General features: G+C 45.2%; 22 protein-coding genes. 5 read left to right on the forward strand and 17 right to left on the reverse strand.

Annotation, left to right across the window (positions count from 1 at the left end):
• A partial coding sequence (locus IM450_RS00785; protein WP_287669220.1) for an RNA-guided endonuclease InsQ/TnpB family protein occupies positions 1-298 on the forward strand: 298 nt, incomplete at its 5' end.
• A 271-nt stretch (positions 299-569) separates the two neighbouring features.
• Here IM450_RS00785 and IM450_RS00790 read toward each other — a convergent pair.
• Together IM450_RS00790 and IM450_RS00795 are read right to left on the reverse strand one after the other, a co-directional pair.
• A complete protein-coding gene (locus IM450_RS00790) occupies positions 570-1,262 on the reverse strand; it encodes a Rho termination factor N-terminal domain-containing protein (protein WP_002800082.1) in 693 nt (230 codons plus the stop codon).
• On the reverse strand, positions 1,259-2,593 hold the full coding sequence (locus IM450_RS00795; protein WP_287669224.1) for an AAA family ATPase: 1,335 nt from the start codon (positions 2,591-2,593) through the stop codon (positions 1,259-1,261). The genes IM450_RS00790 and IM450_RS00795 overlap by 4 nt, the downstream gene beginning before the upstream one ends.
• Positions 2,594-2,677: 84 nt before the next feature.
• On the opposite strand from IM450_RS00795, the gene IM450_RS00800 reads away from it, so the two are divergent.
• The gene (locus IM450_RS00800) at positions 2,678-3,097 is read left to right on the forward strand and encodes a GAF domain-containing protein (RefSeq protein WP_287669227.1); all 420 of its coding nucleotides are present in this window, start codon (positions 2,678-2,680) and stop codon (positions 3,095-3,097) included.
• Here the strand turns inward: IM450_RS00800 and IM450_RS00805 are convergent.
• Complete coding sequence (locus IM450_RS00805; RefSeq protein WP_287669229.1) at positions 3,077-4,270, reverse strand: NAD(P)/FAD-dependent oxidoreductase; 1,194 nt, start codon at positions 4,268-4,270, stop codon at positions 3,077-3,079. The genes IM450_RS00800 and IM450_RS00805 overlap by 21 nt on opposite strands.
• Positions 4,271-4,682: 412 nt before the next feature.
• Here IM450_RS00805 and IM450_RS00810 point away from each other — a divergent pair, with 412 nt between their 5' ends.
• Positions 4,683-5,033 (forward strand): hypothetical protein, encoded by a 351-nt coding sequence (locus tag IM450_RS00810; protein ID WP_287669232.1) that lies wholly within the window; start codon positions 4,683-4,685, stop codon positions 5,031-5,033.
• Here the strand turns inward: IM450_RS00810 and IM450_RS00815 are convergent, their stop codons facing one another.
• From IM450_RS00815 to IM450_RS00840, 6 genes are all read right to left on the reverse strand, one after another.
• The gene (locus tag IM450_RS00815) at positions 5,034-5,603 is read right to left on the reverse strand and encodes an ExbD/TolR family protein (RefSeq protein WP_002800076.1); all 570 of its coding nucleotides are present in this window, start codon (positions 5,601-5,603) and stop codon (positions 5,034-5,036) included. It lies immediately after the preceding gene.
• A gap of 18 nt (positions 5,604-5,621) precedes the next feature.
• Positions 5,622-6,260 (reverse strand): MotA/TolQ/ExbB proton channel family protein, encoded by a 639-nt coding sequence (locus IM450_RS00820; protein ID WP_287669244.1) that lies wholly within the window; start codon positions 6,258-6,260, stop codon positions 5,622-5,624.
• 381 nt (positions 6,261-6,641) lie between these two features.
• Positions 6,642-7,589 carry a F0F1 ATP synthase subunit gamma gene (locus tag IM450_RS00825; RefSeq protein ID WP_002800073.1) on the reverse strand — a complete coding sequence of 316 codons (948 nt, stop codon included), beginning with the start codon at positions 7,587-7,589 and terminating at the stop codon, positions 6,642-6,644.
• Between the two features lie 195 nt (positions 7,590-7,784).
• Positions 7,785-9,293 (reverse strand): F0F1 ATP synthase subunit alpha, encoded by a 1,509-nt coding sequence (atpA, locus tag IM450_RS00830; RefSeq protein WP_002800072.1) that lies wholly within the window; start codon positions 9,291-9,293, stop codon positions 7,785-7,787.
• Between the two features lie 68 nt (positions 9,294-9,361).
• The gene (atpH, locus tag IM450_RS00835; RefSeq protein ID WP_002800070.1) at positions 9,362-9,910 is read right to left on the reverse strand and encodes an ATP synthase F1 subunit delta; all 549 of its coding nucleotides are present in this window, start codon (positions 9,908-9,910) and stop codon (positions 9,362-9,364) included.
• Entirely contained in the window at positions 9,911-10,453 is a 543-nt protein-coding gene (locus IM450_RS00840) for a F0F1 ATP synthase subunit B (RefSeq protein WP_002800069.1), read from the reverse strand.
• Between the two features lie 87 nt (positions 10,454-10,540).
• Between IM450_RS00840 and IM450_RS00845 the strand changes: the two genes are divergently transcribed.
• Positions 10,541-10,675: a hypothetical protein gene (locus IM450_RS00845; RefSeq protein ID WP_287669237.1), complete on the forward strand. Its 135-nt coding sequence runs from the start codon at positions 10,541-10,543 to the stop codon at positions 10,673-10,675.
• 46 nt (positions 10,676-10,721) lie between these two features.
• Here the strand turns inward: IM450_RS00845 and IM450_RS00850 are convergent, their stop codons facing one another.
• From IM450_RS00850 to IM450_RS00885, 8 genes are all read right to left on the reverse strand, one after another.
• Entirely contained in the window at positions 10,722-11,153 is a 432-nt protein-coding gene (locus IM450_RS00850; protein WP_002800068.1) for a F0F1 ATP synthase subunit B', read from the reverse strand.
• Between the two features lie 195 nt (positions 11,154-11,348).
• Positions 11,349-11,594: an ATP synthase F0 subunit C gene (atpE, locus tag IM450_RS00855; protein WP_002740068.1), complete on the reverse strand. Its 246-nt coding sequence runs from the start codon at positions 11,592-11,594 to the stop codon at positions 11,349-11,351.
• A 230-nt stretch (positions 11,595-11,824) separates the two neighbouring features.
• Positions 11,825-12,574, reverse strand: a complete 750-nt coding sequence (gene atpB, locus IM450_RS00860; RefSeq protein ID WP_002739857.1) for a F0F1 ATP synthase subunit A — start codon at positions 12,572-12,574, stop codon at positions 11,825-11,827.
• A gap of 58 nt (positions 12,575-12,632) precedes the next feature.
• The gene (locus IM450_RS00865; protein WP_002784830.1) at positions 12,633-12,995 is read right to left on the reverse strand and encodes an ATP synthase I; all 363 of its coding nucleotides are present in this window, start codon (positions 12,993-12,995) and stop codon (positions 12,633-12,635) included.
• A 383-nt stretch (positions 12,996-13,378) separates the two neighbouring features.
• On the reverse strand, positions 13,379-14,167 hold the full coding sequence (locus tag IM450_RS00870) for an ion transporter (protein ID WP_002800066.1): 789 nt from the start codon (positions 14,165-14,167) through the stop codon (positions 13,379-13,381).
• 79 nt (positions 14,168-14,246) lie between these two features.
• Positions 14,247-15,164, reverse strand: a complete 918-nt coding sequence (locus IM450_RS00875; protein ID WP_002779855.1) for an NAD(+) kinase — start codon at positions 15,162-15,164, stop codon at positions 14,247-14,249.
• A gap of 23 nt (positions 15,165-15,187) precedes the next feature.
• Complete coding sequence (locus tag IM450_RS00880; protein WP_002800065.1) at positions 15,188-16,165, reverse strand: SDR family oxidoreductase; 978 nt, start codon at positions 16,163-16,165, stop codon at positions 15,188-15,190.
• A gap of 61 nt (positions 16,166-16,226) precedes the next feature.
• Positions 16,227-17,117: a S66 peptidase family protein gene (locus IM450_RS00885; RefSeq protein ID WP_287669241.1), complete on the reverse strand. Its 891-nt coding sequence runs from the start codon at positions 17,115-17,117 to the stop codon at positions 16,227-16,229.
• Positions 17,118-17,175: 58 nt separating this feature from the next.
• Between IM450_RS00885 and IM450_RS00890 the strand changes: the two genes are divergently transcribed.
• On the forward strand, positions 17,176-17,385 hold a 210-nt coding region (locus IM450_RS00890; RefSeq protein ID WP_287715633.1), incomplete at its 3' end, for a DUF2887 domain-containing protein.

Raw genomic sequence — 17,385 nt, forward strand, 5'->3', positions numbered from 1 at the left:
AGCCTATAAATGCCGTTGGTATGGGAGAAATTACATCGAAATAGATAGATGGTTTCCTAGCTCTAAAAGGTGTAGTAATTGCGGGTATATTGCCGAGAAAATGCCGTTAAATGTTCGAGAATGGGATTGTCCAGACTGTGGGACACACCATGACCGAGATATTAACGCCAGTAAAAATATTTTGGCCGCAGGGCTTGCGGTGTCAGTCTGTAGAGCGACCATAAGACCAGAACAGAGTAAAACTGGGGCGGCAGGTGCGAAAAATCCTTCGGGAAAGAAGCAGAAACCCAAATCGTGAGGTTTGGGAATCGCCGTCCGTTTTACGGCGGCGAGGATGTCAAAGGGACTAAATCCTTAGAGAACTACCCAAGATGATAACAGATGGACTCCACAAGCATAATCAATGCTCAAGCCCGGGATGACTCGATAGTGGTTCACGTTGAAAAAGCTCCCAATTCCATATCTTCGTTAGAAAGGCTTTGCTGCCATTTTAATTCACTTTCAATATCTTCTAGCAATTGATAATTCATAATTCATAATTCATAATTCATAATTCATACTCCTTTTTCTTATTGCGCTAATATTCTGACTAGCTCTGCTTTCTTCATCTTGCTTAAACCAACGATTCCTTTTTCTTTGGCTAGAGTCTTTAATTCGGAAACAGTCTTGAGTTTGAGAGTTTCTTCTGAAAATTCCTCAATCACTGCATCTTGTTGAGATTCAGGAGTGAGATAAAAGACAGTTTTGAGTAAATCTAATCCCTTCCCTTTTGTAATTCCACACTTGAGGGCAACAATTGAATCTAAACTCTTCCAGAATTGACGGGGAGCCTCATCAATCCTAGCAGTAGCAGTAGCTAATTTAACTGTTTTTAGGGGGCTATTCGGTTGTTCAATCAAGAACTGTAAAGCAGATTTAATTTCTTCTCTTGAAGCTGTTGACAGATTTAGTTTTGGGGTTTCCTCTCTTGCCAAAACTCTGGATATATTCCTAGCATCTTCTGTTCCATCGGCAATAATACACCAAATTCTTTCTAGTCCAGCCCTTTCAGCCACAGCATAAACAAATGAGTTGCCGATAACTTCATAGCGATCCTCTGATAGTTCTTTGACGATTACAGGCAGCCAATTGCGTCCACCTGTCTGCTGTAATAGTTTGGCAGTAACTTCAATTAAAAAACTATCAGCATCGGTCCCATTGGTAATTTCTATTTCATCTAAGTAGAGATACTTTAAAGTACCAATATCGGTATATTCCATCATTGTAAAAAATACTCCTTTGCTAAGTCTTGGTAGTAGTCATAAGCGGAACGATTTTTATAAACGGCTGGCACGCACTCAAAAGCAGCACTGGCTATAATAGCGTATTCTGGCAGGTGATGAATATGTGAATTTTTACTGGCAGGAGTGTATTTGGGATAAAAATAGTGTACAAGGGTTTTGTCATTTTTTAGTATTTGATTAATTTCTTTTTGGGCAAGCTGTAACTGTGGTTGAGTAATCTTCTCACCGTTGAAAAAAATTGGTAAGGCTATGGGAGTCCCATCTTTTTTTGATTTTTGCATTTCCGGCAGAAACTCCTTGATGGCAGTGGCTGCATTATGAAGGGAGAATGAACTGTTATGTTTTGTGGGTAAGAGGACAACATCGGCAGCATAAACAGCCAGCTTGCTAGTAAATCGCCAATTGGGAGCTGCATCTATAAAGATGTAATCATATTCATATCTAGCTAAGTCTAATTTTCTATGGAGAGTATATATTTTCATTTTAGCATTATACTCAAATTCCGAATACTCTGCCATTTTAGGCTCAGTAGGAACGACATCGAAGGTAATTTGTCGTTTTGAATTCTTAAAAATATAGGGACGAATCACTGATTTTAGTTCAATATTGCGGTCAGTTAAAGCCTTTTCTAGTAGTCCATCTTCTGGTTTCATATTTAGGAGAGATCTAGTTAAATCTCCTTGATTAAAATCAAAGTCTAAAACTAAAACTTTTTTACCTAACAAGGCAAGAATAGCGGCAAGATTTACGGTTGTGGTGGTTTTGCCTACACCGCCTTTATTATTGTAAACAGTAACCGTTAGTGCTTTGGGAGTATTGTCAATTTTTGTCTTGATCAGAGCTATAGTATCATCAATGTTCTCAGGAGTTATTGCTATGCAAGTAGTGGCAGGAAAAATGATTTTACCATGTTTTCTAAATAACTGGATGTGTGAACCGTTAGTGATAATTCCCCATTGGGCTGCTTTACAGTTATTCCCTAATAACTGACGCTTTAACTGATTGACAGTTGCCTTATAACTTGGACTATTTTCAGTTAGGTTAATATCTCTACCTTTTAACTCTATTAGCAGAAAAGGATTACTCTTTGTCTGCAAAAAAATATCGTTTTCTAGGTTTCTCCGAGTGGCAAAGTCGGTAATCCCACCGCCTCCCGTGTCGTACTGTGGGATTATCTCCGTGGTTGAAAATCCTAAATATGATATCAGGTAAGGTGCAAAGTTGGTGCTAACGATCGCTTCAGACGCATCTTGAGGCAAATGCTGAAGATAAGATTTGAGACTTGTTACTCTGGGGGTGTTATCTTTCATTTGAGTTCACAAACTATAGACTAAAGTTAATGAATTGCTCTTTTTTTGAGTATAACACCCCATTTCCTCAACCCCTAACCCATTATGGAAAAATTAACTAATCTTGATCGCATTGCTGAAGAAATTTTAGGTTTAATTCCAACAGAAACGGTTATCATTGCCGAATTTGACGGTGATAGTATTGATTATCGCGCGGGTGCGGGTAAAAACAGCCAGGCAATTGTGGGCAAAAGGGGTGATATTGCCACGTCGGGATTGTGTACGGTGGTTTACCGGGATAGTTGTCCGGTGGTGGTGGAACAAACCCTAGGAGATAATCGCATTCGTCAGGATATAGCGGTGGCTTTGGGGATAAAAACGGCTTTAGCTGTGCCAATTAGGGTTAATAATCAGTTATTTGGTGCAGTAATGCTTTTAAATCGTCTCGATGGTCAGGAATTGACCGATCGAGATAGTTTATTAGTGGAGGAATATCTGAACTCGCTACTCAGAAATGAGGGATAAAAGCGGTTGGGTAATCCAGTTGAATGCTACGGCGATTTGATGGTTAAGGGTGGGCAGACGGTAGAGATAGACTAAGCGACGGGTAAGATGGGCAAGGGGACCGGCTAATTCTAGTCCTAAACCGCTAATGGTAGCTTCATCGACTCCGAGGGTCAACATTTCGCCTAAAGGTTGATAACGGAAGGGTAAAGCCGGTTTATCGTGGAAACTCGCCCAAATATTCCAAGCGCAGTAGTCGGACTGTTGAAGGGCCACTTGGGCCGTGGCAGCGTATGGTTTATCCTCTTGGTCGCGACCATCGGCCGCATCGCCGATCGCGTAGATGCTGGGGTTTTCGACAGTTTGTAAATATTGATTAACTTTTAGTAATTTGCGCTCATTATGTGCTATGGGCAAATTAGCGAGCAGTGGGGAGGCGATCGGACTAACGGTCCAGAGAATTAGATCAACGGGGATATTGTCGATCTGTCCTTTGTAGTCAAGGGAGAGGCGATCCGCTTGGATGTCGGCGACGGTGGTTTCTAGGTCTAACCAAACTAGACGTTTTTCTAGGGCTTTTTTGGCGGTGTCGCGGTTAAATTGGTTTGAAGGGCCAAGTATATCGCTATTTCTTTCGATCAGACGAATTCTTCCCCTTTCTCCGAGGCGATCAGCCAGCTTACAGGCTAATTCTACGCCGCTATAACCGCCCCCGATAATGGCGACCCGGATTTTATCGCGATCGGATTGTTCTAGGGTTTTGAGTCGATCCCGAAGACGATAGGCATCCTCTAGACTACGAAAGGGGATAGCGTGGGTTCTGGCCCCGGGTAGGAAGTCAAGGGAAGATTGACCACCGAGGGCGATCACGAGGCGGTCGTAGCATATATCGTTTTGATTGTCAAGGGTTATTTTATGATTATTAACATCGATCGCCGTGACGGTTCCCTGTTGGAAGTCAACGGGGGTATTAGCGAGCAATTCGCTGAAAGGGGGAGCTATTTCCCAGGATTGCAGTTCTGAGGTGACTAATTCGTAGAGAAGGGGAGAAAATAAAAAGCGATCGTTTTTATCAATTAAGGTAATTTGGGGGGTGTGTTGATCGGTCCAAGGCAATTGACTCAAACGTAAAGCAGTATAGAGTCCACCAAAACCACCACCGAGAATACAAATTTTTGGGCTTGAGTCAGTCATATCGATCGCTGAGGGTTTTGTTTCTTATTTTGACACTCCCTGCCGTGAAATGGACGGGGAACCTGAAACCCAAATTTTCGGTAAACCAGGAAAGAAAAATAGTTTTTATTTATCTACCCAGCCAAATCGTCAGCAAAGCCACAATTGTAGCCAGAAAAAGAATATGATTCATCCAATCGTCGAAAGACCAATTTTTAAACATAATTAGCTCCTTAAAATCGAGGCTTACTGCTCAACAGCTTACCTTAATTTCTAATAGAAGTACTATCGGGTGCAGCCGGTTGACTCTGGCAATATATTAAGATTAGTTAAGGGCAGTAAAGGGATCGTTAAATCAATCATAAATTGTTATAGTCCATCTCTTCTAGAGCCTAGCATAGAGGGGAAACCTCCTTAATCCCTAGGTAATTACATGAATGGACTACAACAACAGATTATCAGTCTTGATCGGAAAGTCGATCGTCTACAGGATATTGTCGAAAGCCTCGGCCAGCAAATTGCTATCCTAGCCAAGGATAAATCGAGTCATTCCCTGCGAGAATCCCTGGACATGGTCGGTTTTTCCGAGTTATCCGATAATAGCCTCTACGATCATAAAGATATTCTCCGGGATCACGGTGGCAAACAGGCCCCGGCTGTCAATGGCGATAATTCTTTTGCCGATGAAATCCAAATTCGCCGATTGACGGCACAATTGACGGCGGCTTACAATCGTATTGCTGCTCTCGAAGAACAATTACTCACCTATCGCATCCATTCCTAGTTAATTTCTGCCCAGAGGATTGGGTAAACCGGGTGAGGTGGGATTAGTCGGCAAATTGGGCAAAGGATTGCTATTTTCCAGGGTGGGATTGTTAGCCTCCCCCGATAGAGTCGCTAAAGCCACGCGATCGCCGCCCACCTGTCGCAGCAGGTCTAAAACCCCTACCACTTCGTTATAACTGGCATTTCTGGAGGCATTCAGTACCATCAGTCCATTGGGACTATATTGATGATAATTCTTGATTGCCTCGAATAACTGGGGACGAGTCACCATCTGCTTTTCGACGTAGAGTTGTCCGAAATCATCGAGACTAACCACCAACATTTCCCGCATCGGGGTGGTGGCGGTACTAGCTTTCGGTAAATCGAGGCTGATGGCCTGTTGGCGAGATAATCCCACTGCACCGAGAATAAAGAAGGTGAGAATACAGAAAATTACATCGATCAAGGGAATGATATTAACCTGCACATCCTCTTGAATGCGGTGTTGATCATGCCATAATTTCAGGGGACGAGCCGTAATATGGCTACTTTTGGGCTTTTTGTGGTTAAGAGATTTAGTTTCGGCCATGGGTTATAGGGGGGAGACTTAGCGATCGAGGGGTTTTTCTAGGTTAGCACTGAGGGAGTATTGTTGGTCTTCTCTATCTAACCAACGTTGACGGTAGATAATTTCTAAATCACTGCCAGCCTTGCGAAAAATTCTAGCTTGATTGAACCAGAGTCCCTGAAAAATACGATAGAAAGCGAGGCTAAAGATAGCGACAATTAAGCCGGTAGCGGTGGAAATTAAAGCTTCACTAATACCTAAAGTTACTCCGGCTGTGGAGGAAGTTCCCAGGTCACTCAGTTGAATATTAGCCAAAGAGGTAATTAAACCGAGTACCGTTCCTAATAATCCTAGCAGGGGAGAAAGGGCGATGACTGCCTCAAGGATTTTATCGCCCCGTTTCATTAGCGATAATTGTTCATCGGCAGCCGATTCGAGGGCAAAGTGAAAAACCTCTGGATCTGGATTTTCTAAGCGCAGGGGAGCATAAAGATAGCTACCGATGGGGTGATTGCGGGAATCCCTAGCGACTTTTGCTGCCAAATCCCAGTTACGGATGGCGGATTCCATAATGCGATTTAAAATCTGGCCCTCACTCAGGAGGGTGCGACTCCAAAACCAAATTCGTTCGATAATAGTGCTAAGAGCTAAAATAGACAGAAAAAGCAGCGGCCACATGGCCACTCCGCCTTTTTGGATTAAATCAGTTATACTCACGAGTTTTTTTGTCCCTCCAATACCGGGCGATCGGGTAATGATTATAGTTTAAGGATTATAGTTTAAGATTTAGCTTAATCGATTGACATTTATAGTTCTCACGCTGACTTACAATACAGGATGAGATGGGGCTTTTCAAGGGGCCAGAAGATATCAGAAAAGGGATTGCCCTGACTCTATTTGAACCTAATTCGGGCCAGAGAAGTCTAAACCACGGCTATCTGGGGTTTGCCGAAAAGGTTTTTCGTGGGGCAGGGTGTGGGATTTTACGCCAGCTACTATAAAAAAAAGGAGTGAAAATAATCACTCCTACTGATAATTAAAAGAAAAACTGGCTTAAACCTAGAGAGCATTGGCTCCCGCTACTACTTCTAACAATTCTTGGGTAATAGCGGCTTGACGCGCTTTGTTGTAGGTACGGCTTAAAGTGCCAATTAACTCGCTGGCGTTCTCGCTGGCGTTACTCATCGCTGTCATCCGGGCTGCCAATTCACTAGCTGCCGATTCCTGGAGGGCGCGCAGTAATTGGTTATTTAAGTACAAAGGCAGCAGAGAATCGAGGATTTGGACGGGATTCTGCTCAAAAATCATGTCTTGGGGAAAAACCTGCGCTGGTTGGCTGGCCATTTTTTCCCGTTGTACCTTAAATTTTCCCTCTTTAGTCACCAAACGGAAAATCTCGTCATCCTGTACCGCTAAACCTTGAGTAGTTAAAGGTAACAGGGTTTGAATCACCGGAGTGGCACTGATCAGGGAGATAAAACGAGTATAAATTAACTCGACGCGATCGACTGTTTCCGATAAAAATAAGGAAAGCAATTCATCCCCAATCGTGCCAGCTTCATCGGCAGTGGGAATCTGTTCGAGGTTAATAAATTTAGCGGCAATGGGAGCATTGCGGCGCTCGAAATATTGTGCCGCTTTTCGGCCGGCAACCACTAATTGATAGTTAATCCCTTGCTCTTTTAATTCATTCATCCGTTGTTCGGCACGACGGATGACGTTAGTATTATAACCGCCACAAAGACCTCGATCGCCTGTGACTACTAACAGAGCCACGGTTTTTACTTCCCGTTGGGCCAGTAGGGGTAAATTAACATCACTAAAGGCTAAACGACCTTGGAGATTATAAAGTACCTGAGCGAGGGCATCGGCAAAAGGACGGGTACAGAGAACTTGTTCTTGAGCGCGGCGCACTTTGGCGGCCGCCACCAGACGCATGGCCTCGGTAATTTTTTTGGTATTTTTGACCGATTGAATTTGGTCGCGAATCGCTTTGAGATTAGGCATAATTCAGTTATCAGTTATCAGTTATCAGTTATCAGTCATCAGTCATCAGTTATCAGATTGGAGTTTTAAGTGAGCAGTATGTGTTAAGTGAGCAGTACTAAATAGCAGTTTCTGGCCATCTTTTCACTGTTTACTGGTCACTGTTTACTGATCACTGATAACTGAAAAGGCTGACAGCTTAAAGCTCACAGAAGTTTACTTGAAAGCCTGTTTGTACTCGTTGATGCCATCTTTGAGCAGGCCTTCTGCTTCGTCGTTGAGTTGTTTTTCAGTGCTGACGATCTCAACGTAGCGAGGTTTGCTGGTTTTCAGGTATTCGCGTAAACCGGCGCAGAAATCGATAACTTTATCGGTGGCGATATCGTCGAGATAACCATTTAAACCGGCATAAACCACCGCCACCTGTTCCCAAACGGAGAGGGGGAAGTTTTGGGGCTGTTTCAGGATTTGACGCAGACGTTGACCGCGAGCCAGTTGTGATTGGGTGGCCGCATCAAGGTCAGAAGCGAATTGAGCAAAAGCTTCTAATTCGTCAAACTGGGCTAATTCCAGTTTTAATTTACCGGCAACTTTCTTCATCGCTTTAGTTTGGGCCGCCGAACCCACGCGGGATACGGAAATACCAGCGTTAATAGCGGGACGGAAACCAGCGTTAAAGAGGTCGGTGGAGAGGAATATCTGACCGTCAGTAATCGAGATTACATTGGTGGGAATGTAGGCGGAAACGTCACCGGCTTGGGTTTCAATAATCGGCAGGGCGGTCATGCTACCACCACCGAGGGCATCGCTGAGTTTAGCGGCACGCTCTAGTAAACGGGAGTGGAGATAGAAAACGTCGCCGGGGTAAGCTTCACGACCGGGAGGACGACGCATGAGCAGAGATAGCTGACGATAAGCTTGAGCCTGTTTGGTGAGGTCATCGTAGATAACTAGGGTTGCTTTGCCTTTATACATGAAGTATTCGGCGATCGAAGCTCCGGTGTAGGGGGCGATATACTGGAGGGTGGCGGGGTCGTTAGCGTTAGCGGCCACCACCACGGTGTAATCCATGGCGCCTCTTTGGGTGAGGGTGTCGATTACTTGGGCGACGGTGGAGGCTTTTTGACCGATGGCGACATAGACACAGATCACGTCTTCGCTTTTCTGGTTAATGATTGTGTCAATGGCGATCGCTGTTTTCCCAGTTTTTCTGTCACCGATAATTAACTCCCGTTGACCACGACCGACGGGAATCATGGCATCGATAGCGGTAATGCCGGTTTGCATCGGTTCACAGACGGATTTGCGAGCGACAATACCGGGGGCGGGGGATTCCACCAGACGGGTTTCGCTGGCGAGTATGTCTCCTTTACCGTCGATGGGACGACCGAGGGCATCAACCACGCGGCCGACTAAGGCTTCACCCACGGGAACCTGAGCGATTTTACCGGTAGCTTTCACCGTACCGCCTTCTTTAATCCCGAAACCGTCACCCATTAACACCGCGCCGACGTTATCTTCTTCGAGGTTAAGGGCGATGCCGACGGTTCCATCTTCAAATTCTAATAGTTCTCCCGACATGGCCTGTTGTAGGCCGTAGATGCGGGCAGTACCGTCACCTACTTGTAGGACGGTTCCCACGTTGGAGACCTGTACTTCTTGGTTATAGGATTCGATCTGTTGACGAATAATCGTGCTAATTTCGTCGGGTCTGATAGCTACCATAGTTTAATCTGGGAAAAAGTAAAAAATTAGAAGGTGAAAAAACGGCAAAAAAGGGAGATTAGATGACCTTAGCGCAGGGAGAGGCTGAGGCGTTGTAGTTGACCGCGAATGCTGGCATCAAAGACCTGAGAACCGACTTTGATCACCACACCACCGATGAGGCTGCCATCAACTTTGGTTTTCAGTTCGACCACGTTCGCCCTGGTCAGGGTTTTCACTTTGTCGATGACGATTTGTTTTTGGCTATCGTTCAATTCGGTGGCCGAGGAAACTTCCGCTAAAACGGTGTTAGTCAGCACTCTGGCCAAGGTGAGATATTGTTGACAAACGGGTTCTAAAAATTGAATCCGACGTTTATCGACTAATAACATCATGAAGTTAGTTAAATAGGGATTGGCACTGCTCCCCATTACTTGGGAAAGAACGGCTTTTTTAGCTTCTTCTTTGATCACGGGATTGCCGATAAAAGCTCTTAGATCGGGAGCATTTTCCAACAATTCTAAGAGGGATTTAATTTCGCCGCCGATCGCTTCTAATTGTCCGCTGCTTTGGGCGACGGAAAGTAATGCTTGGGCGTAGGGTTCGGCAATTTCTGAACTGATTAAACTTCCCTGCATCTATTTACCTCCTAGGTTGGCCAAACTGCGATCAATTAGGGTTTGTTGTACCGATTCTTCCAGGCCGGCGCTTAATTGGGATTCCACGTTAGCTAAGGCTAAAGCGGTAATTCTTTGGCGTAATTCTACTAAAACGCGATCCTGTTCCGCCGAGAGATCTTTAGCGGCACTTTCGCGCATTCTTTGAATATCGAGTTCGGCTTGGGCGGCGATGTCGGCGGTGACAGCTTTAGCTCTAGATCGAGAGTTATCGATAATTTTTTCCGCCTCTTGTTTTGCCAGGGCGAGTTTTTTCTGTTCTTCGGCGAGGGCGGTAGCGGCAATATTTTTCCGGTTTTCAGCTTCGGCTAAAGCTTCAGCAATCTTCGACTGACGTTCTCCGAGGATTTGTCCGAGAACTTTGCGGCCGTAGAAGATGACTAAACCGAGCAGAATCGAGAGGTTAAATAGGTTAGTTCCTAAGATATCGGTGTTGATGCCGAATCCCTCTGCTGCCGCTTCCTTCGCCTCCGTGGCTAATAATAAAATTGTGTCGATGATCATGATTATTGAGGGCGGGGAGTAGGTTGTTCAGTTATCAGTTATCAGTTATCAGTTATCAGTCTTCTAACTTGAAAGTGGGCTTCGGCCGTGAGACTTCGGACGTTCGGCCAGATCAGTCGAGCCGCGCGAGCTTTTGTCGAACGCTCAGCCGAACGGAAGTGGGAAGTGGGTACTACTTTCATGCTTGGCGGTGCTAACTTTGGCATCGGGACTAACTCCTGACGACTGAGTTCTATCTTTTTACTGATCACTGTTATTAACCAGGGGTTTAGCGAACGAGTTCGGGGCCGAGGAGTTTTTCGAGAATTTGACGGGAAAGAGAGGCCACTTGTCCTTCTAGAGAACGAAAGGCTTCTTCTTTCTGTTGGGCAATTTCGGCGGCGACGGCTTCCTTACGGGAGATCGCTTCTTTTTGGGCTGCGGCAACTCGTTCGCTGGCTAGTTTTTGGGCCTCGGCTTGCGCTTGGGCGATAATCTCTTGGGATTGTTTACGAGCCGAACTTAATTGCAATTCGTACTCTTGTACCAGTGCTTCGGTTTTGGCTAGTTGTTCTTTGGCTCCGCCTTCCGTTTGCCGAATATACTCCGCCCGTTCATCTAAAACTTTACTGAGGGGTTTATAAAAAACGGCGTTCAGGATCACTGCCAAAAGAATAAACTGTAGTGCCATCACTGGCAGGGTGGCATCGAAATCAAACATTGATTTATTCCTGATAAATAGAAGCTATAGGCAGGTTCAAAAAAGGAAGACGATCCCCCTGATTTAACAATGAACAGTCAGGGGGGATCAGCAAAATTCCCTTAATTAGCTATCAGCCTTCCGTGTTTTTTTAGAGTTTTGAAAACTCGCCCGCCAAGCTGGGGACTGGGGGCTGATAGCCCACTGCTTTTTTAATTAGGCGAAGGGGTTAGCGAACAGTAAAACGAGAGCGATAACCAAACCGTAGATGGTTAAGGATTCCATGAATGCCAAGCTGAGGAGAAGGGTACCACGAATTCTTCCTTCAGCTTCGGGTTGACGGGCGATACCGGAAACAGCTTCTCCAGAAGCGGTACCTTGACCAACGCCGGGGCCGATAGCGGCTAAACCAACGGCGAGGGCGGCGGCGATAACGGAAGCGGCAGCTACTGTGGGGTTCATGGTGATTTTTTCCTCTATTTACTAATCAATTTCAATCTGTTGTTTACAGAGCGCGTTCTCAGCCGTAAAAAATGGCTGGTTTTCTGCTCAAAACTCCCGAAAGAGTTTTTGGGAAAGAACGATCCTGGAATTCAGTTGCTCATCCTGAATTCGACCAATAATTTCTTAGTTATTATCCTATTATTTGGACACTTTTCCCTAAGAAATTTTTCTGTTTTCGTCTCTCGCTTTTAAGCGTGTTCTTCTTCGTGTTCCGATTCCAGTGCCTCATGGATATAGGCCCCGGCAAGGGTAGCGAAGACAAGGGCCTGGATAGCGCTGGTAAATAAACCGAGAGCCATCAGGGGGAGGGGTACGACTAGGGGGACGAGGAAGACTAATACGGCTACTACCAACTCGTCCGCGAGGATGTTTCCGAAAAGACGGAAGCTGAGGGAGAGGGGTTTGGTAAAGTCTTCTAAAATTTTGATCGGTAATAGCACGGGAATCGGCTCTAGGTAGTGAGCGAAGTAACCGAGTCCTTTTTTACTGATGCCCGCGTAGAAGTAAGCGAGGGAAGTCAGTAGGGCTAACGCCACCGTGGTATTGATGTCGTTAGTGGGGGCGGCTAATTCTCCTTCGGGCAGTTCGATTAACTTCCAAGGAATCAAGGCCCCTAACCAGTTAGAAACGAAAATAAATAAAAATAGGGTGCCGATGAAGGGCAACCAGGGTCGATATTCCTTTTCTCCTAGCTGGTTTTTGGCTAAATCGCGCAGAAATTCCAGAACGTACTCCATAAGGTTTTGAATACCGCTAGGGACTTTCTGGATTTTGCGGGTAGCGGCGATCGAGGCGATGATTAAGATAGCGAAGACGATCCAGGAGACCGCGATCACTTGCCCGTGAATTTTTAGTCCGCCGATGTGCCAGTACCAGTGTTGTCCCACTTCCAGGGAAGCGAGGCTATAAAAATTAAGCACACTTAAACTGTCTAACATTTCTACCTTAGAGAGATTCGGGTTCGCAAATCAGGGTTATTTTTAACGGTCAAAGGGTTTAGGAATCGCCTTTCTGCTCCAGCTTGAAGATGGTTTGCAGGGTATAGACGATGATCGCCCCTTTATAGGTCAAAAACCCCAAAAAAACTGGCACTATGTGCAGTTCTTGCCAACGACTGGCGATGATGATTAATCCGGCGAATAGGGCTAATCCTTTTTTTCCCACGCGATTTTTCGTTACCCCCAATTTTTCCACTTCCCCGGCGAGGAGTTTTAGGTAAACAACTCCCACCATTGCCCCTAATAGGTAATTAAGGGCGGTATTGAGGGAATAAAACAGCCACACGGGTATAAAGATCAGACCGCTTAAGATCAGGGTGGTGATCAATAAGGTGTTTTGTAGTTGATAGTATTCCCGCATCGGATCTGACGGCGGGTTGGTTTCTGGGGTTGGGGGAGATTCGATCGATGGGTCAGACAAGGTACACCTAAATCAGCGATAGACTAATCTCAATATCTGGATTGCTTTCCGAGCTATGACGCTCAGGTGAGCCACAAGACATATTATCACGGCAGTGGCAACAATTATTAAGCAATTGTAAATTGTGATGATTCCGTCGGTCGTCGGGAGACTCCGAGACTCCGAGACTCCGAGTCGGGAGATAGGGTGATAGGGATTTAGGGGTTTAGGGGTTTGGGGAAATTTCAGCCAAATGCTCCACTTCCCAATTCATAATTCATAATTCATAATTACCCACACCCCACTTCCTCATCTCCCCACCCTCCCTTTGGCCAGAATTACTCTCAATCAGGTTTTTTTAAGAGTTTTGCGCCACAGTTTTTACAAAAATTGGCATCTATATCGTGACGGGGTAAACCACAATCTGGACAAGGATAATCAATTTGAGTGCCAGATTTTAATGTTTGTTTAGTCAGATCGCTAATTTGCAAGGGAATTAACAAAACTCCCGTTAAAATCATTAAAACTGTCAGCATTTTACCATTATCAGATAGGGGAGTCACATCCCCAAATCCCACGGTAGTCATAGTCACAACGGCGAAGTAAAAAGCATCAAAAAATGTCCGATAGACTTGAGGATTAATCGGGTGTTCGATCTGATAAATTAAACCCGCATAGACAAAAATAATCGAAAATAGAGTTAGTAATATGCGAGTAAATACTATCTGATCAGAAGTTTTAATCCGAAAAATAGAGAGATCGGAACCAAAAAAACGAATCACTCGCAAAATTCTAAACCAGCGAAAAATTCTAAAAAACCTAATATCAAAAAAACCAAAAAATAGGGGCAGAATTGACAATAAATCTAGGATGGAAAAAATATTAAAAACAAAGCCTAGTTTTGATTCCGCACACCAAAACCGAATTAAATACTCTAGGGAAAATAAGCTTAAAATTCCCCAATCAAGCTGACGTAACCACATTTGCCAAGTGGCGGATAAGGGATAGGTTTGAGCCACATAAATCCCCAAAGAGAGTAAAATTAATGCCAAGATAAGCAGATTTACTGTCAGTCCGATCGCCGTGGTGACATCCTCTAAATAAAAAGCTATCTTGGCACGAAAAGAGAGCATAAATTCAGCTATCAGTAAACAGTAACCAGCAATCAATGAACTGAAAGCTCACATCTGATAACTGATAACTGATAACTGATTAAGGTAATTCCACCGAAGTTGGTTTAGCAATATGAGGCAAACCCCAACCCAATTTTTCCCGGAGGATGCGGAAGAATTCCGTAGATTGCAGACGAATAAAATGGACTTGGTGGGGCGATTTCTGCACATTAATTCGATCTTCTGGCAAGATATAAGAACCGCCATTACCGTCCACTACCATCACCATCCGGTTAGCAGTTGCTGGAAAAATATTCACAGTTTCCTTGTCAGAAAATACCAAGGATCTGGAAGCTAAAGAATGGGGACAAATGGGAGCTAATTGTAATACTGGCACATCGGGAGTTATTACCGGGCCGCCAGCGCTGAGAGCATAGGCAGTAGAACCGGTGGGAGTGGAGAGAATCACCCCATCGGCAGCGATATCGACGGGTGCGTGTTCACCAATTTGAATCTCAAAATGACACATACTGGTGAGGGGTTCCCGGTGGACGACCACCTCATTGAGAGAAAGTGCCTCCCAGAGGAGGGTATCTTCGCGAAACAGTCGCACCGTGATCATCGAGCGATTTTCGATGGTGTAGTTCCCCTCTAAAACCTGCTCTAAGGCAGGTTCAAGCTGATTTAGGTAAATTTCGGTCAAAAAGCCCATGTGTCCCGTATTGACCGTTAACAGGGGCAAATTGAGGGTGGCCAACTGCCGGGCTGCCGATAGGACTGTACCATCGCCCCCCAAAACGATCGCAAAACTTAAATCTTGCTCGAAGTGGGGGGGGACTAACTGATCGATCGGGGTAAAACAAACCGGACGAGAGGGTTTAGAATGGCCTAGCAGGCCACCGCTGCCGGTAGCCATAAACACCTGCCAACCTAGGGAAAGTAGCTGATCTTGTATCTGATGGGCTGTTTTACAAGCGATAGGCTTAATATCGTTGTAAATAATGCCGATTTTGGGCATTGACAAATTTTCCTACTGCTGAATCACGCTTTCTTTTTGAAAGGAGTTTTCTTCTTCTTCTGAGCTTTTTGTTTCTCGAAGTCGATTTCCTTGAGCTTCTTGAGAATGCGGCTAAAGTATTCTTGTAAATAGGATTCTAAAGTAGTTGTTTGACTCGGATCAAGGCCAAATACTTGATAAACTTCTTTCATTGGAGCATCAAGAGCTTGATCACTAGCGAGAACTTCCGCAAAAGCTAGTCGGTCAGATATATTATAGGTCCATTGGAAACAACGGCTTATTCCTCGCATAAAACGCAGTAATCCCATGGGTAAACGCCAAATTTTCCCCTCTTTACCCGATAGGCGCTCGCAAACTTCGATAATTTCTTCAGCTTTCCAAGCTTTGCTGCCGACTACGGGATAGGATTGGCCGACGGTTTCGGGGACTTCTAAAGCGCGAACGGCGAATTTAGCGATATCTTGGGTGTCCATGTAGGCGATCGCCGTACTTTCCCCCGTGATCCAGACCGTTTGATTATCTAACATCGGGATGGCGTATTGACCGATTAACCCCTGCATGAAGCCACAGGGACGGAGAATTGTATATTTTAAACCCGATTCTGCTAGAAATTTCTCGGTACAGCGTTTTATCTCCATCAAAGGCACGTTGGGATATTTTTCGGCATTGAGAATCGAGAAGAAAATAAAGCGATCAACTCCGGCAGTTTTGGCCGCTTGAATCAGATTAACTTTACCATCCCAATCCACCTGTTTAATGCTGGCTGAGTCCGTCGCCCGGGCAGTAGCGGCATCGATCACCGCGTCCATTCCCTCTAAAGCAGTAATAATCGTACTTTTATCCCGCAGGGTTCCCCCGACTAATTCCGCGCCCCATTCCTTCAAAAAAGCCGCTTTTCTCTGACTGCGTACCAAACAACGCACTTGATGTCCCTGATCGATGGCATGACGCACGATCTGTCGCCCTAGGGTTCCTGTCGCACCGACAACTAATACTTTCATCTATAATTAATTTTTTGTTACATTTGTTAACACTTCTCTAAGATACTATCAAAAAAGTGGATCATTGGGGATAGAAAAATTCTAAGATTCCCCGATCCCCGTCCAGTTCTACCATTGTTCCCACAGGTAAAGCGGCATTATCGCCATCATGACCGAAAGGTAACTCAGCAATAACCGCAATGCCCAAATCGCCCAAACGCTCTTTTAAGACTTCCTCTACGGTTTGACTATCACTGCCGGAGGCCGCCAGACAACGGCTAAAACGACCGAGAGCAATGCCTTTAATTTGGGAGAAAATGCCCAGCATTCGCCACTGAGTTAACATTCGATCAATTCGGTAGGGGGCCTCGGTTACGTCCTCTAGGGCTAAAATTACCCCCTCTAGGGTGGGTTGAACCGAGGTTGCGAGGAGATGGGTGGCTACGGTTAAATTAGCCGGTAATAAGCGTCCCCGCACTTTTCCCCCACCCCAACCTTGACCGATAAGAGGGGCTAAAGGACGACCTTCTAGGAGAGAAAAGAGACGATCAATTGATTGGGGACTTTCTTGGGCTAAGGTGGTTAAAACTGGACCGTGAACGCTACAGATGCCCTGTTTCGCTAAACTCCATAAAATCCCCGTCACGTCGGAAAAACCGATTAACCATTTTGGGTTAGTTTTTGCCCATGTCCAATTTTCTAAGAGGCGAGCGCTACCGTAACCCCCCCTCGCGCAGAGAATTGCTTGACAATCGGGATCTTGCCATGCTTGGGCTAAAGCTTGACGACGTTGCTCGTCGCTACCGGCGAGATAACCGAGACGATTGGCCCAATTCTCGCTAAATTCCACTTGATAACCCCTCGATCGCCAGATTTCTACGCCTTTTTCTAGGGCGGCTAATTCCTTGACGGTGCCACTGGTGGCCACCAGAGAAACTTTAGCACCGGGTTGCAGAAACGATGGGATGATCATAGGTTAATTCTCTTTTGTTGGCGGATTAAGCGGAAATTACAGGCAATTTTGTGGCAGCATGAAAACTGACAGCATATTCTATCGAATGTTTCTCGATTTTCCCGATTCGTTCTTTGAATTAATTGAGCGACCCGATGCTATGGTTAGCAATTATCGATTTACTTCCCAAGAAGTCAAACAACTAGCTTTTCGATTGGATGGTTTATTTTTGCCGCTCGATAATCTGGAAAATTTGCCCTTTTATCTGGTAGAAGTGCAATTTCAAAAG

The organism is Microcystis sp. M083S1, assembly GCF_020246405.1.
GTDB classification, from domain to species: domain Bacteria; phylum Cyanobacteriota; class Cyanobacteriia; order Cyanobacteriales; family Microcystaceae; genus Microcystis; species Microcystis aeruginosa_C.